Annotated in this window: 15 protein-coding genes and 5 tRNA genes; 16 read left to right on the forward strand and 4 right to left on the reverse strand. The window is 72.2% G+C overall.

Translation table 11 applies throughout. The features are described 5' to 3' along the window. Positions 1-174: 174 nt before the first annotated feature. The 12 genes from AMK13_RS06890 to AMK13_RS06945 all read left to right on the forward strand — a co-directional run bounded on the left by AMK13_RS06890 (position 175) and on the right by AMK13_RS06945 (position 7594). The gene (locus tag AMK13_RS06890) at positions 175-393 is read left to right on the forward strand and encodes a hypothetical protein (protein WP_049658602.1); all 219 of its coding nucleotides are present in this window, start codon (positions 175-177) and stop codon (positions 391-393) included. A 243-nt stretch (positions 394-636) separates the two neighbouring features. Continuing rightward, positions 637-1437 (forward strand): fumarylacetoacetate hydrolase family protein, encoded by an 801-nt coding sequence (locus AMK13_RS06895; RefSeq protein ID WP_049658604.1) that lies wholly within the window; start codon positions 637-639, stop codon positions 1435-1437. Next, a complete protein-coding gene (gene gltX, locus AMK13_RS06900; RefSeq protein WP_074001506.1) occupies positions 1430-2929 on the forward strand; it encodes a glutamate--tRNA ligase in 1500 nt (499 codons plus the stop codon). Before AMK13_RS06895 ends, gltX begins: the two co-directional genes overlap by 8 nt. Positions 2930-3216: 287 nt before the next feature. After that, a tRNA-Gln gene (locus tag AMK13_RS06905) sits at positions 3217-3288 on the forward strand. 36 nt (positions 3289-3324) lie between these two features. Further along, positions 3325-3397, forward strand: a tRNA-Glu gene (locus tag AMK13_RS06910). 27 nt (positions 3398-3424) lie between these two features. Next, a tRNA-Glu gene (locus AMK13_RS06915) sits at positions 3425-3497 on the forward strand. 26 nt (positions 3498-3523) lie between these two features. Then, positions 3524-3596 (forward strand) — tRNA-Glu (locus tag AMK13_RS06920). Between the two features lie 49 nt (positions 3597-3645). Next, positions 3646-3720: transfer RNA gene (locus AMK13_RS06925), tRNA-Gln, on the forward strand. Between the two features lie 409 nt (positions 3721-4129). Further along, complete coding sequence (gene leuC, locus AMK13_RS06930; protein WP_049659170.1) at positions 4130-5554, forward strand: 3-isopropylmalate dehydratase large subunit; 1425 nt, start codon at positions 4130-4132, stop codon at positions 5552-5554. Positions 5555-5557: 3 nt separating this feature from the next. Further along, positions 5558-6154, forward strand: coding sequence for a 3-isopropylmalate dehydratase small subunit (gene leuD / locus AMK13_RS06935; protein ID WP_074001507.1), 597 nt, complete (start codon positions 5558-5560; stop codon positions 6152-6154). A 182-nt stretch (positions 6155-6336) separates the two neighbouring features. Beyond that, a complete protein-coding gene (locus AMK13_RS06940; protein ID WP_369808362.1) occupies positions 6337-6684 on the forward strand; it encodes a hypothetical protein in 348 nt (115 codons plus the stop codon). Between the two features lie 133 nt (positions 6685-6817). After that, the gene (locus AMK13_RS06945; RefSeq protein ID WP_074001508.1) at positions 6818-7594 is read left to right on the forward strand and encodes an HU family DNA-binding protein; all 777 of its coding nucleotides are present in this window, start codon (positions 6818-6820) and stop codon (positions 7592-7594) included. Between the two features lie 236 nt (positions 7595-7830). On the opposite strand, the gene AMK13_RS44020 is transcribed toward AMK13_RS06945, so the two are convergent. Together AMK13_RS44020 and cofC are read right to left on the reverse strand one after the other, a co-directional pair. Further along, on the reverse strand, positions 7831-8052 hold the full coding sequence (locus tag AMK13_RS44020; RefSeq protein WP_030257846.1) for a hypothetical protein: 222 nt from the start codon (positions 8050-8052) through the stop codon (positions 7831-7833). Positions 8053-8137: 85 nt separating this feature from the next. Beyond that, a complete protein-coding gene (cofC, locus tag AMK13_RS06955) occupies positions 8138-8830 on the reverse strand; it encodes a 2-phospho-L-lactate guanylyltransferase (protein ID WP_079271901.1) in 693 nt (230 codons plus the stop codon). A 219-nt stretch (positions 8831-9049) separates the two neighbouring features. Between cofC and AMK13_RS06960 the strand changes: the two genes are divergently transcribed. The 3 genes from AMK13_RS06960 (at position 9050) to AMK13_RS06970 (ending at position 12113) form a co-directional block, all read left to right on the forward strand. After that, a complete protein-coding gene (locus AMK13_RS06960; RefSeq protein WP_049656319.1) occupies positions 9050-9880 on the forward strand; it encodes a lysophospholipid acyltransferase family protein in 831 nt (276 codons plus the stop codon). Next, a complete protein-coding gene (locus tag AMK13_RS06965) occupies positions 9877-10878 on the forward strand; it encodes an NAD(P)H-dependent glycerol-3-phosphate dehydrogenase (protein ID WP_074001509.1) in 1002 nt (333 codons plus the stop codon). Before AMK13_RS06960 ends, AMK13_RS06965 begins: the two co-directional genes overlap by 4 nt. An 89-nt stretch (positions 10879-10967) precedes the next feature. Further along, positions 10968-12113, forward strand: a complete 1146-nt coding sequence (locus AMK13_RS06970) for a D-alanine--D-alanine ligase family protein (protein WP_049656323.1) — start codon at positions 10968-10970, stop codon at positions 12111-12113. A gap of 66 nt (positions 12114-12179) precedes the next feature. On the opposite strand, the gene AMK13_RS06975 is transcribed toward AMK13_RS06970, so the two are convergent. Together AMK13_RS06975 and AMK13_RS06980 are read right to left on the reverse strand one after the other, a co-directional pair. Next, the gene (locus tag AMK13_RS06975) at positions 12180-12698 is read right to left on the reverse strand and encodes a DUF3515 family protein (protein WP_079271902.1); all 519 of its coding nucleotides are present in this window, start codon (positions 12696-12698) and stop codon (positions 12180-12182) included. 83 nt (positions 12699-12781) lie between these two features. Then, entirely contained in the window at positions 12782-13015 is a 234-nt protein-coding gene (locus AMK13_RS06980) for an Lrp/AsnC family transcriptional regulator (RefSeq protein WP_049656326.1), read from the reverse strand. A gap of 206 nt (positions 13016-13221) precedes the next feature. On the opposite strand from AMK13_RS06980, the gene AMK13_RS06985 reads away from it, so the two are divergent. After that, positions 13222-14187, forward strand: coding sequence for a thiamine-phosphate kinase (locus AMK13_RS06985; RefSeq protein ID WP_049656327.1), 966 nt, complete (start codon positions 13222-13224; stop codon positions 14185-14187). Positions 14188-14275 lie beyond the last annotated feature (88 nt).

Consider the following 14275-nt stretch of genomic DNA (forward strand, 5'->3'; position numbering starts at 1 on the left):
CAGTCTAATGTGTAGCTTTGGTCACGGTCTCTATGGAATGAGATCTCGTAACCTGGCTGTCTCCGGAGCACGGCCCCGATCAGCCTGCCCAGAACCCCTCCGAATCAATCGGAATCCATCAGGCCGGTGCCGATCCGTCGCGGTCGGCCAGGCCATGACCACGAGGTGCTCTCGATGTCCCAGGCGAAGAACGCCACCAAGTCCACGCTGTCCTGCCGCCCCACGGCGAACCCGCGCCGGACGACGCTGGCCTCGGTCGAGGACTTCAGCACGATCCCGGGTGCCCGCAAGCCCGAGGACGTCCTGACGTACGGCACCGAGCTGCCGGCCGCCACGGCCAACCCGCGCCGCACCCAGCTGATGGTCGCCCCGGTCGTCGTCCCGCAGGACTGACCCCGCACGGCACCGCACCGCACCGCGCCGAGGGCGCCGTCGTCACACCGGTGGCGGCGGCGCCCTCGGCGTCGCGCGGTGCGCGCTTCCGTCCCGACCGTCCTGAACAGGGGCAAAGCGGTCAGCCGGGGCCCCACGCGATAGCCTGGAGGCCGATTGACGGGGCCGCGCCCACTGCGGGCGGGAGCCCTCCAGCGCCCGGGCGCGCCCCGGGCGGCCGACGAAGCGAGGGGTAGCCCAGCCGTGCGCATTGCCAGGTTTTCCGTCCGGGAAGGGAGCCCTGCCGCCGGCAGCGTCTCCTTCGGCGTAGTGGAGGGCGACCCTTCCCGGCCCGAGTCGCTGGTCGTCCACGCGCTGGCCGGCCACCCGTTCGGCCAGCCCCAGCCCACCGGCGAGAGCTACCGCTTCCAGGACGTCCGGCTGCTCAGCCCGATGCTCCCGAACAAGATCGTGGCGGTCGGCCGCAACTACGCGGCGCACGCGGCGGAGCTGGGCAACGACGTCCCGGACGTCCCGCTCACCTTCTTCAAGCCGTCCACCTCGGTGATCGGCCCGACCGAGAGCATCGCCTACCCGCCGTTCTCCTCGGACGTCCACCACGAGGCCGAACTCGCCGTGGTGATCGGCCGGATGTGCCGCGAGGTGCCGCTGGACCGGGTGCCCGAGGTGATCCTCGGCTACACCTGCGCCAACGACGTCACCGCCCGGGACGTCCAGCAGCGCGAGGGCCAGTGGGCCCGGGCCAAGGGCTTCGACACGGCCTGCCCGCTGGGCCCGTGGATCGAGACCGACCTCGACCCGAGCGACCTCGCGATCACCTGCACGGTCAACGGCGAGCTCCGCCAGACCGGCCGCACCTCCCTGATGGTCCGCTCGGTCGCCGAGCTGGTCGTCCACATCTCCGAGGCCATGACGCTGCTGCCCGGCGACGTCATCCTCACCGGCACGCCCGCAGGGGTGGGCCCCCTCAACGTCGGCGACGAGGTCGCCGTCTCCATCGAAGGCATCGGCACTCTCACCAACAAGGTGATCAAGCGTGGCTAACACTGACCCGGCCGTCCGGGTTCGCTTCTGTCCCTCCCCGACCGGCAACCCCCACGTGGGCATGGTCCGCACGGCCCTGTTCAACTGGGCCTACGCCCGCCACAACGGCGGCACGCTGGTCTTCCGGATCGAGGACACCGACTCCGCCCGCGACTCCGAGGAGTCGTACAACCAGCTGCTCGACGCGATGCGCTGGCTCGGCCTGGACTGGGACGAGGGCCCCGAGGTCGGCGGTCCGGACGCGCCGTACCGGCAGTCGCAGCGGATGGACATCTACGCCGATGTCGCCCGCCGCCTGCACGAGGCCGGCCACGCCTACCACTGCTACTGCTCCACCGAGGAGCTGGACGCCCGCCGCGAGGCCGCCCGCGCGGCCGGCAAGCCCTCCGGCTACGACGGCCACTGCCGCGAGCTGACGGAGGAGCAGGTCGCCGTCTACAAGCTGGAGAAGCGCGAGCCGATCCTGCGCTTCCGGATGCCCGACAAGACCCTCTCCTTCGACGACCTGGTGCGCGGCACGCTCACCTTCGAGCCGGAGAACGTGCCGGACTACGGCATCGTCCGGGCCAACGGCGCCCCGCTGTACACCCTGGTCAACCCGGTGGACGACGCCCTGATGGGCATCACCCACGTGCTGCGCGGCGAGGACCTGCTGTCCTCCACCCCGCGGCAGATCGCGCTGTACGCCGCGCTCGCCGAGATCGGCGTCGGCGACGGCACCACCCCGCGCTTCGGCCACCTGCCGTACGTGATGGGCGAGGGCAACAAGAAGCTCTCCAAGCGCGACCCGCAGTCCTCGCTCAACCTGTACCGCGAGCGCGGCTTCATCCGCGAGGGCCTGCTCAACTACCTGTCCCTGCTGGGCTGGTCGCTGGCCGAGGACCGCGACCTGTTCGACATGGACGAGATGGTCGCCGCCTTCGACGTCGCCAAGGTGAACGCCAACCCGGCCCGCTTCGACCTGAAGAAGTGCGAGGCGATCAACGCCGAGCACGTCCGCCGGCTGGCCCCGGAGGACTTCGTCCGCCGCCTGGTGCCGTTCCTCCAGGGTGCCGAGCTGCTGCCGGCCGAGCCCACCGCCGAGCAGCTGGACCTGCTCGCCAAGGTGGCGCCGCTCACCCAGGAGCGGATGGTCGTGCTGAGCGAGATCGTGAACATGGCCGGCTTCCTGTTCGTGGCGCCGGAGAAGTTCGCCCTCGACCCGGACGACGCCGCCAAGGTGCTGACCGCGGACTCCCGCCCGGTGCTGGAGGCCAGCATCAAGGCGCTGGAGGAGCTCGCGGACTTCACCCCGGAGCCGATCCAGGCCGCGCTGCGCGAGGCGCTGGTGGAGGGGCTGGGCATCAAGCCCAAGTTCGCCTTCACGCCGCTGCGGGTGGCCGTCACCGGCCGACGGGTCTCCCCGCCGCTGTTCGAGTCCATGGAGCTGCTGGGCCGCCCGGAGACGCTGCGACGGCTGCGTGCCGCCCTGGACGCCCTCCCGGCCGCCTGAGGCACCCTCCTGGGCGCTCGCTGACGGATCCCTGCCGGACCGGCCCTCCACGGGCCGCCGAGCAGGCCGCGGGCCCGGCCTCGTGCCGGGCCCGCGGCGTACCCGGAGGTCATCCGCAGGCCTCCCGCAGGCCGCCCGGGGTTATCGATTTTGGAGCCGGGGCCGACGTCGGGTAATGTTCTTTCTGCGCCGCCCGGGAGGGAACGGACGAGGGAACGAAAGCCCCTCGGAAGGGACCGACCGAGAGGCGCAACGCCTGAGAAGGGCCCGCAGGGGTTCAACTCTGGTGGGGTATGGTGTAATTGGCAGCACGAGTGATTCTGGTTCATTTAGTCTAGGTTCGAGTCCTGGTACCCCAGCGCAGTACGTGAGTACAGCACACAAAAGAAGATCAAGCCCCCGTTGTGTAGCGGCCTAGCACGCTGCCCTCTCACGGCAGTAGCGCCGGTTCGAATCCGGTCGGGGGTACGGATCCCGCAAGGGATCACCTGGAAAGCCCCCGTTGTGTAGCGGCCTAGCACGCTGCCCTCTCACGGCAGTAGCGCCGGTTCGAATCCGGTCGGGGGTACGGATCCCGCAAGGGATCGCCAGGAAGCCCCCGTTGTGTAGCGGCCTAGCACGCTGCCCTCTCACGGCAGTAGCGCCGGTTCGAATCCGGTCGGGGGTACTTCAGAGCAGGAAGCCGGTGGGCTCGCCCATCGGCCCTTGCTTTGTGTTGGGGTATGGTGTAATTGGCAGCACGAGTGATTCTGGTTCATTTAGTCTAGGTTCGAGTCCTGGTACCCCAGCCAGAAATTGGAAAGGCCCCGGTTGCCCGGGGTCTTTTTCGTTGTGCGTCGAAGGCTTTCCGAAAGGGCCCCACCCGGTCACGGGTGGGGCCCTTTCGGCGTTCCGTGCGGCCTCCGCGCGACTCTTCCCGGGGGTCTCCGCAGGCTCCTCCGGGCAGCCCTCGCGGAGTCTCCGCCGAGCCTCCGCCGAGCCTTCGCGGGGCCCGGCCGGCCGGGGGCGGACGGGGGTGGACGGGTCGCCGCGCGCTGTCCATGCGCTAAGACCGCGATCTCACTCCGCGAGACACAAGTTCAATCTCCGGCGAAAAGCGCCACTCTGGACGGGAGCGGCCCGGGAGTCTCAGGGCGGCGCACACGCTTTGACCTCGACGACACGAGAAGGCCGGCAACGCGGCCGGCTGGAGGGAATCCGATGGGACGGACACTCGCAGAGAAGGTCTGGGACGACCACGTCGTGCGGCGCGCGGAGGGCGAACCCGACCTCCTCTTCATCGACCTCCACCTGCTCCACGAGGTCACCAGCCCGCAGGCCTTCGACGGGCTGCGGCTGGCCGGCCGTACGGTCCGCCGCACCGATCTGACGATCGCCACCGAGGACCACAACACCCCCACCCTGGACATCGACAAGCCGATCGCCGACCCGGTCTCCAAGGTGCAGCTGGAGACCCTGCGCAGGAACGCCGCCGAGTTCGGCGTCCGGATCCACTCGCTCGGCGACGTCGAACAGGGCGTCGTGCACGTCGTCGGCCCGCAGCTCGGCCTGACCCAGCCCGGCATGACCGTGGTCTGCGGCGACTCCCACACCTCGACCCACGGCGCCTTCGGCGCGCTGGCGTTCGGGATCGGCACCAGCCAGGTCGAGCACGTGCTGGCCACCCAGACCCTGCCGCTGGCGCCGTTCCGGACCATGGCGGTCACCGTCGAGGGCGACCTGCCCGAGGGCGTCACCGCCAAGGACCTGATCCTGGCCGTCATCGCGAAGATCGGCACCGGCGGCGGCCAGGGCTACGTCCTGGAGTACCGCGGTTCGGCGATCCGGAGCCTCTCCATGGAGGCCCGGATGACCGTCTGCAACATGTCGATCGAGGCCGGCGCCCGGGCCGGCATGATCGCCCCGGACGACACGACCTTCGCGTACCTCCAGGGCCGCCCGCACGCCCCGCAGGGCGAGGACTGGGACGCCGCCGTCGCGTACTGGCGGACCCTGGGCACCGACGAGGACGCGGTCTTCGACCACGAGATCTTCATCGACGCGAGCGAGCTGACCCCCTTCGTCACCTGGGGCACCAACCCGGGCCAGGGCGCCCCGCTGGGCTCGAACGTGCCGGACCCGGCCTCCTTCGCCGACCCGCAGGAGCGCCTGGCCGCCGAGAACGCCCTGACGTACATGGGCCTGGAGGCCGGCACCCCGCTGCGCGAGGTGAAGGTCGACGCGGTCTTCGTCGGCTCCTGCACCAACGGCCGGATCGAGGACCTGCGGGCCGCCGCGGCCGTCGTCGAGGGCCGCCGGATCGCCGACGGCGTACGGATGCTGGTCGTCCCCGGGTCCGTCCGGGTCGCGCTCCAGGCCGTCGAGGAGGGGCTGGACAAGGTGTTCACCGCGGCCGGCGCCGAGTGGCGCCACGCGGGCTGCTCGATGTGCCTGGGCATGAACCCCGACCAGCTCGCCCCGGGGGAGCGCTGCGCCTCCACCTCGAACCGCAACTTCGAGGGCCGGCAGGGCAAGGGCGGCCGCACCCACCTGGTCTCCCCGCAGGTCGCCGCCGCGACCGCCGTGCTGGGCCGCCTCGCGTCCCCCTCCGACCTGACCGCCGACGTCGCTCCCGTGGAGGCCTGAGCCATGGAGAAGTTCACCACCCACACCGGCCGGGCCGTCCCGCTGCGCCGCAGCAACGTGGACACCGACCAGATCATCCCCGCCCACTGGCTCAAGAAGGTCACCCGATCCGGTTTCGAGGGCGGCCTGTTCGAAGCCTGGCGCAAGGACGAGTCGTTCATCCTCAACCGGCCCGAGCGGCAGGGCGCCACGGTCCTGGTGGCCGGTCCCGAGTTCGGCACCGGCTCCTCCCGGGAGCACGCCGTCTGGGCGCTCCAGAACTACGGCTTCCACGCGGTCATCTCCTCGCGCTTCGCCGACATCTTCCGGGGCAACTCCCTGAAGAACGGCCTGCTGACGGTCGTCCTGCCGCAGGAGACCGTGGAACGGCTCTGGGCGCTCACGGAGAGTGACCCTTCGGCCGAGATCACCGTCGACCTGGAGGCGCGCGAAGTACGGGCCGAAGGCATCACGGCGGCCTTCGAACTGGACGACAACGTCCGGTGGCGGCTGCTCAACGGGCTGGACGACATCAGCATCACGCTGCGGAACGAGGCCGACATCGCGGCCTTCGAGGAGACCCGTCCGGCCTTCAAGCCCCGTACTCTGCCGGTCGCCTGAGTTCCCCTCAGAACAAGCATTCTGACGATCCACCGCGTGGCCCGTGCCCCCCTCGGGGGGGCCGGGCCATCCGTCGTTCCGGAGCACGAGTTAGCGCCGGGGTCCGCCCCGGATTGCCCATTTGGCTTTGCGGAAGAGGGGCCCGCGCAAGTACAACTGCGGGTAGATGGCACAATCAGTACATGCACCGGCACCATGAACCTCCGTACGCGGGCGGCGAACCCGCGACTGAGGACTCCATGGGCCGGCCATCCGAACGCCGAATTGACGACCGGCCGGACGTCACCTCCGCACCAGCTGAGGGGCCGGACGACCAGGAAGTCGTAGCGCTCTACGCGCTTGTGGCCGAGCGGTTGAAGCAAGCTCACGCCCGCGTGCATGCGCTGAACGTGTCTGCCGATGCAAAGACCGCTCTCACCCGTCAACTCCTCATCGTCACCGAGACCGCCAAGCGCGATCTTCCGGAGGCGGCAAGGCGGTTGAGTCGCTTTGTACATGACCTCGACGAGGGGCCCCCGCCGCTCGACTGAGGTCGCCGACGCGCAAATCCATTGCGACACTAGGGTGATTCGCGCGTTTGGTAATTGAAAGTCCGCAGATACATACCTAACGTGCGAAAAGAACGGATGGAATCATCCGGCGCCCGTTTCCGAAGGGGAAGACGTGAACAAGGCTCAGCTTGTCGAAGCGGTGGCCGAGCAGCTGGGCGGTCGCAAGGCTGCCGCAGAGGCCGTCGACGCAGTGCTCGACACCATGGTCCGTGCCGTTGTGGCCGGTGACCGGGTCTCGGTGACCGGGTTCGGCACCTTCGAGAAGGTGGAGCGCTCCGCGCGCTTCGCCCGCAACCCGCAGACCGGCGAGCGCGTCAAGGTCAAGAAGACCTCGGTCCCGCGCTTCCGTCCGGGCCAGGGCTTCAAGGACCTGGTCAGCGGCAGCAAGAAGCTGCCGAAGGAAGGCCCCTCGGTGAAGAAGGCCCCCAAGGGCTCCCTCACCCCGGGCAAGAGCGGCGTGGCCGCCACCCCGGCCGCCAAGCGTGCCGCCACCAAGCGCGCCGCCGCCGCTGCCGCCGCCCCGGCCGCCAAGAAGGCCGCCGCCAAGAAGACGGCGACCACGGCCGCCGCCAAGAAGGCGACCACCACGGCCGCCGCCAAGAAGACCACGGCGACCGCCAAGAAGTCCGCCGCGAAGACCACCGCCGCGAAGACCACCGCCGCGAAGACGACGGCCGCGAAGACCACCGCCGCCAAGAAGGCGACGGCGACCGCGACCAAGGCCGCCGCCACCAAGAAGACGGCCGCCGCGAAGAAGGCGACCACCACGGCCGCCGCCAAGAAGACCACGGCCACCGCCAAGAAGGCGGCCGCCACCGCCAAGAAGACGGCGCCGGCGAAGAAGACCGCCACCCGCAAGACCACCGCGCGCAAGACCTCTGCCAAGTAAGTCCCGCGCGACCGTCTTCGGACGGCCTTCGGCCCAGAGCCGCGGCACCCCCCCTCCCGTGAATTCGCGGAGACCGGTCGCCGCGGCTCTTTCGATTTCCGGGCGCTTAGTCAGGAATCCGCGGCGTGCGTCGGCAGGGGGCGGTTCCGAGCGGGGTGGCGGGGTGCGGGCCGGTCCCCGGCGGGGCCGGTCGGGCCCGAAGGTTCCGCGGGCCTCGGCGGAGCCCGACGGGGCCGTCAGCCCTCGGCGGGGTCGGGGAAGGTCTGGAGCGTCACGAAGACCACCCGGCGGGCCTCGCCGGTGCCCTCGGTGCGGATCCGCACCCGCTGTCCGGGGCGCAGCAGCCGCAGGCCGCCGGCGTCGAAGGCGGCCGCGTCGAACGGCACCGGGGTCCCGTCGTCGAGCAGCACGGAGCCGGCCCGGGTGGCGGGGTCGAAGGTGAACGCGGTGGCCTGCATGCGTGCAGCATAGCGAGCGGCCCCGCCCGGGCCGGGGAGCAGGTCGGCGCCGGGCCGGGCGGGCTCCGGAGGGGCCGGGGCGGGCTCAGCGCAGGCTCAGGCGGGCGAACAGCGCGCTGGTGTGCGGGCCGAGGCCGAGCGCCGCGGCCTCGCCGAGGTCCGTCCCGGTGTCCACGTCCCGGCGCACCGACTCCACGTCCGGCAGGCGCAGTTCGAGCGCTCCGCCGGCCGCGTGCCGGGCCCGTGAGCCGTCCCCGAAGGCGGGGGAGAGCGGTCGCCCGGGCGCGCAGGCGAGCAGGGTGGTGCCGAGGCCGGGGGAGTCCGGCAGGAAGGCCCGGCCGTCCGGCGGCACCGCGCCCAGCACCCGGGTCAGTTCGGCCGGGCGCAGCGCGGGGAGGTCCGCCGAGAGCGCCGCCAGCGGGGCCCGCGGGGCCAGGGCCAGGGCGGCCGCGGCGCCGTGCGCCAGGGCCCGGTTGAGGCCGCCGCCGGGCTCGTCGGCGACCACCAGGGCGCCGAGCGCGGCCAGCCGGGCGCCGGCCTCGGCGTCGCGGGTGACCACCAGGACCCGGTCGACGTCCGGGGTGGCCAGGGCGGCGGCGACGGTGTCCAGGGCGAAGGACAGCGCCAGGTCGGCCCGGTGCGGCCCGGCGTACGGGGCCAGTCTGCTCTTCGCCAGGGCGAGCGGCTTGAGCGGGAGCACCAGCGACCAGCCGGCCGTGGGTGCGGGGGGCGCGACGGGCTCACTGGGGCGTACGGTGTCCTGGGTCACCGGCGTCATTCTGGCGCCGGTCCCGGAGCCCTCGCCAGGCCGTTCGAGCTGTGCGGACGTGCGTTTGATCACGCCCGCCGGGCGGGTTGGCGCGGTTGCTCGACAGCCGGTGAGCGGGCGGGCGACACTGTTCCGCGCCCGTGGCCCGGGCACCGGCGGAAGCGGTGCGCGGCACCGGGACACCATGACCGCGGTAATCCGTGCCGCATCGGATGAGAAGGAGCTGGGGTGGCCCGCCGCTCGTACGCCAAGTTCGGCAACGCCGACTACGGCATCTGGTACCGCTTCGCGGCCGTGCTGGTGAAGCCGGTGACGACCGCCCTGGTGAAGCCCGACTGGCGGGGCTGGGAGCACGTTCCGAGGAACGGCGGCTTCATCGCCGCGGTGAACCACAACTCGATCATCGACCCGGTGATCTACGCGCACTGGCAGTACAACAGCGGGCGTCCGCCGCGCATTCTCGGCAAGTCCTCGCTGTTCTCCGTCCCCTTCATCGGGTTCATGCTGCGCAAGACCGGCCAGATCCCGGTGTTCCGCGAGTCCACCGACGCCGCGCAGGCGTTCCGGGCCGCGATCGACGCGGTCAACGGCGGCCAGTGCGTGCAGTTCTACCCGGAGGGAACGCTCACCCGGGACCCCGACCTGTGGCCGATGACCGGCAAGAGCGGGGTCGCCCGGGTCGCGCTGATGACCGGTGCGCCGGTCATCCCGGTCGCGCACTGGGGCGCCCACGAGATCATCCCGCCGTACGGCCGGCCCGGTTTCGGGAAGGGCCGGTTCAACCTGTTCCCGCGGCACCGGGTCACCGTCGCGGCCGGGCCGCCGGTGGACCTGAGCCGGTACCAGGGGCAGGAGCTCACCGCCCAGGTGCTCGCCGACGCGACCGAGGACATCATGACGGCGATCACCGCCGTGCTGGCCGAAGTCCGGGGCGAGGAGCCGCCGGCCGAGCGCTACGACATGCGCAAGGCCGCCCGGGAGCGCGCCGCGGCAGCGCTGGCCGAGCGCCGGCGCGCCAAGGGCGAGCCGGGCAAGGGCACCGAGGAGGCCGGCAAGTGACCCGTTGCGCCGTGATGGGAACCGGCTCCTGGGGCACCGCGTTCGCGATGGTGCTCGCCGACGCGGGCTGCGAGGTCGTGCTCTGGGCCCGCCGCCAGGAGCTGGTGGACGCCGTCAACTCCACCCACGAGAACCCGGACTACCTGCCGGGCGTCCGGCTGCCCGACACCGTCCGGGCCACCACCGACGCCGCCGAGGCGCTGGCCGGCGCCGACTTCGCGGTGCTCGTGGTGCCCTCGCAGACGCTGCGCGACAACCTGGCCGCCTGGACGCCGCTGATCGAGCCGCAGACCGTGCTGGTGAGCCTGATGAAGGGCATCGAACTCGGCACCGCCAAGCGGATGAGCGAGGTGATCGACGAGGTCACCGGGGTCGGTCAGGAGCGCGTCGCGGTGGTCAGCGGGCCCAACCTGGCCAAGGAGATCGCCAACCGGCAGCCCGCGGCCAGCGTGGTCGCCTGCTCCGACGAGGCGGTCGCCAAGCGGCTCCAGGCGGCCTGCCACACGCCGTACTTCCGGCCGTACACCAACACCGACGTGGTGGGCTGCGAACTCGGCGGCGCGGTCAAGAACGTGATCGGCCTGGCGGTCGGCATGGCGGCCGGCATGGGGCTGGGCGACAACACCAAGGCGACGCTGATCACCCGCGGGCTGGCCGAGACCACCCGGCTCGGCGAGGTGCTGGGCGCGGACCCGCACACCTTCGCGGGGCTCGCCGGGATGGGCGACCTGGTGGCCACCTGCTCCTCGCCGCTGTCCCGCAACAACACCTTCGGCATGAACCTGGGCCGGGGCATGACGCTGGAGGAGGCCCGCGCGGCCACCCGGCAGACCGCCGAGGGCGTCAAGTCCTGCGAGTCGGTGCTGGACCTGGCCCGGCGCAACGGGGTCGACATGCCGATCGTCGAGGCCGTGGTGGACGTGGTGCACAACGGGCGGCCGACCCAGGAGGCGCTGCAGGCGCTGATGTCGCGTTCGGCCAAGCCGGAGCGGCGCTGACCCGAGCGGCGCTGACCGGAGCGGCGGCGCCGAGGGTGCGGCGCCGCTGACTTCCCGGAAGGGCCTCGCACGGTAGTCTCAAACCCGATATGAGCATCGAACAGTCCTCCCCGAACCGGTCCGACCGGAAGCCGCGCGTCGCGCTGGTCTTCGGCGGGCGCAGCTCCGAGCACGCGATCTCGGTCTCCACCGCGGGCAGTGTGCTCAGGGCGATCGACCGCGACAAGTACGACGTGCTGCCGATCGGCATCACGCACGAGGGCCGCTGGGCGCTGACCAGCGACGAGCCGGCCCGGATGGCCATCACCGACGGGAAGCTGCCGGACGTGGCGCACGTCGCCGAGGGCGTCGACGGCCAGGTCGCGCTGCCGGTCGCCCCGGGCGACCGCGAGGTGGTCCTGACCGAGCCGGGCAGCGCCCCCAAGGCCCTCGGCGAGGTCGACGTGGTCTTCCCGCTGCTGCACGGCCCGTGGGGCGAGGACGGCACGCTCCAGGGCCTGCTGGAGCTCTCCGGCGTCCCGTACGTCGGCAACGGCGTGCTGGCCAGCGCGGCCGGCATGGACAAGGAGTTCGCCAAGCGGATCCTCGCCTCGCACGGTCTGGACGTCGGCCGCTACACCATCGTGCGGCCGCGCGACTGGGAGACCGAGGCGGGCCGCGCGGCGGTGCGCGAGCGGGCCGCCGAGCTGGGCCTGCCGCTGTTCGTGAAGCCCTGCCGGGCCGGCTCCAGCATCGGCATCACCAAGGTGAAGGACCTGGCCGACCTCGACGCGGCGATCGAGGAGGCCCGCCGGCACGACCCCAAGCTGATCATCGAGGCGGGCGTGACCGGCCGCGAGATCGAGTGCGGCGTGCTGGAGTTCGAGGACGGTCCGCGGGCCAGCGTGGCCGGCGAGATCCTGGTCGGCGAGGGCTTCGACTTCTACGACTTCGAGGCCAAGTACATCGACTCCTCGGACGTGAAGATCCCGGCGGACCTCACCGCCGGTGAGCTCGCCGAGATCCAGCGCCAGGCGGTCGAGGCCTTCGAGGCGCTCGGCTGCGAGGGACTGGCCCGGGTGGACTTCTTCCTGCTGGAGGACGGCACCTGGATGATCAACGAGATCAACACCATGCCCGGCTTCACCCCGATCTCGGCCTTCCCGAAGATGTGGGAGGCCAGCGGGGTCTCGTACCCGGAGCTGATCGACCGGCTGCTCGCGACGGCGCTGCGGCGCTCGACCGGGCTTCGCTAGCGGATGTGCGGAGGGCGGGCCGGGAGCTTCCCGGCCCGCCCTCGGTGCGTCGGGGACCCGTTCGGCTCAGCCCGGGACGTTGGCCTTGACCGCGCCGCTCAGGGCGGCCGCCGGGTCGAAGGGGTTCTTCGCGGCCCCGGCCGGGACGGTCACCTCGACGTAGGCGGCACGCATGGTCGTCACGAAGCGGTAGCCGCCGTCGGCGAGCTTCTGCGACCACCAGGTGACGTCGTCGACGCTCGGGGACCAGTCCGAGGCGTGGTCGCCGTCCAGCTCCTCCGGCCGGTCGATGCCGCAGCGCAGCACCGTCCGGGGCGAGTCGCCCCAGCCGGCCACGTACGGCGAGGCGGGCGACGGGTCCCGGCGGGCGTGGCCGAGCAGGTCGGCGGGCAGCGCGGCGGCGAGCGCCCGGCAGTACCCGGCCGCCCGGCCGGTCGGCTGCGGGACCTCGACCGCCGGATCGGCCGGGCTCCAGCTGCCGACCAGCGCGACGACAGCGCAGGTCAGGGCGACGGGCAGGGCCAGCCAGCGGACCGGGGCCGGCAGGGCGGTCAGCGCCTCGGGGACGCGCAGTTCTCTGGCCACCCGCCGATGGTAGCCGGGGCCCGGACGGCAGGTACGGGCCGGTGCGCCGGCTCACGGTCACACCGGCTCACGGGTGCACCGGCCTACAGGTGCACCACGGGACAGGTGAGCGTGCGGGTGATGCCGTCGACCTTCTGGACCTGGGCCACCACCATGCGGCCCAGCTCGTCCACCGTCTCGGCCTCGGCCTTGACGATCACGTCGTAGGGGCCGGTGACGTCCTCGGCGCTCAGGACGCCGGGAACCCCGGCGATGGTCCGGGCCACGGCGGTGGCCTTGCCAACCTCGGTCTGGATCAGGATGTATGCCTGTACCACGGGGACCTCCCGGCGGCCGGTTAGGGGGATAGCCGCCGTGATCGCCCGGTCAGGTGTGTGGGTGGGTGGGCTCACCGGCAGTCTGATCACCACGCTACCGCGCTGCGGGCCGGGGAGGGGAGACCTCGATGCTCCCGAAGGGCGTACGCTGCGCGCGGGGGAGCGCGACGGGGACCGAATCGGATGGAAACGCGAGAGGACGGCAGATGCAGGGGACCGTGGGCGAGCTCGGCGAGTTCGGCCTCATCAGGGAGCTGACCGCCCGGGTACCGCTCACCGATGCCGTCGACCTCGGCCCGGGTGACGACGCCGCGGTGGTACGGGCTCCGGACGGCCGGGTGGTGGCGACCACGGACGTCCTGATCGAGAACCGGCACTTCCGCCGGGACTGGTCCACCGCCTACGACGTGGGCCGCAAGGCCGCCGCCCAGAACCTCGCCGACGTGGCCGCGATGGGGGCGGTGCCGACCGCCATCCTGCTCGGCCTGGTCGCCCCCGCGGACCTGCCGACCACCTGGGCCACCGAGTTGATGGACGGGCTGCGCGACGAGTGCCAGGTGGCCGGGGCGACGGTGGTCGGCGGCGACGTGGTGCGCGGCGACACCGTCACGCTGGCCATCACGGCGCTCGGGGACCTCCAGGGGCGGGCGCCGGTGACGCGCTCCGGCGCGCAGGTCGGCGACGTGGTCGCGGTGACCGGCTGGCTCGGCTGGTCGGCCGCCGGCCTGACCGTGCTCCAGCGCGGCTTCCGCTCCCCGCGCGCCTTCGTCGAGGCGCACCGCCGGCCCGAACCGCCGTACCACGCGGGCCCGGCGGCGGCCGACCTGGGCGCGACCTCGATGGTCGACGTGAGCGACGGGCTGGTCGCCGACCTCGGCCACGTCGCCCGGGCCAGCGAGGTGGACATCGACCTCAAGGCCGCCGACTTCGACGTCCCGGCGCAGATGGCCGACATCGGCCAGGCGGTCGGGGTGGACCCGCTGGTCTGGGTGCTCTCCGGCGGCGAGGACCACGCGATCGTCGCCACCTTCCCGCGTGGGATCCAACTCCCGGCCCGCTGGCGGGTGGTGGGCGAGGTGACCGGCCGCCCGACGGGCAGCCGCAGCGGCCGGGTGACGGTCGACGGCGCGCCCTGGGACCGGGTCGGCGGCTGGGACCACTTCGCCGAGTAGCGCGCGGCCGCGCGCCGATCCCCGTACGGCGGGCGGCGCGTGACGCTCCGGTGCGCGGGGGACGGGCTTCGCGGGTGCGTTGTGCGTA

Origin of the sequence: Streptomyces sp. CB02056 (assembly GCF_001905545.1) — a bacterium.
In the GTDB taxonomy this organism is placed as follows: domain Bacteria; phylum Actinomycetota; class Actinomycetes; order Streptomycetales; family Streptomycetaceae; genus Kitasatospora.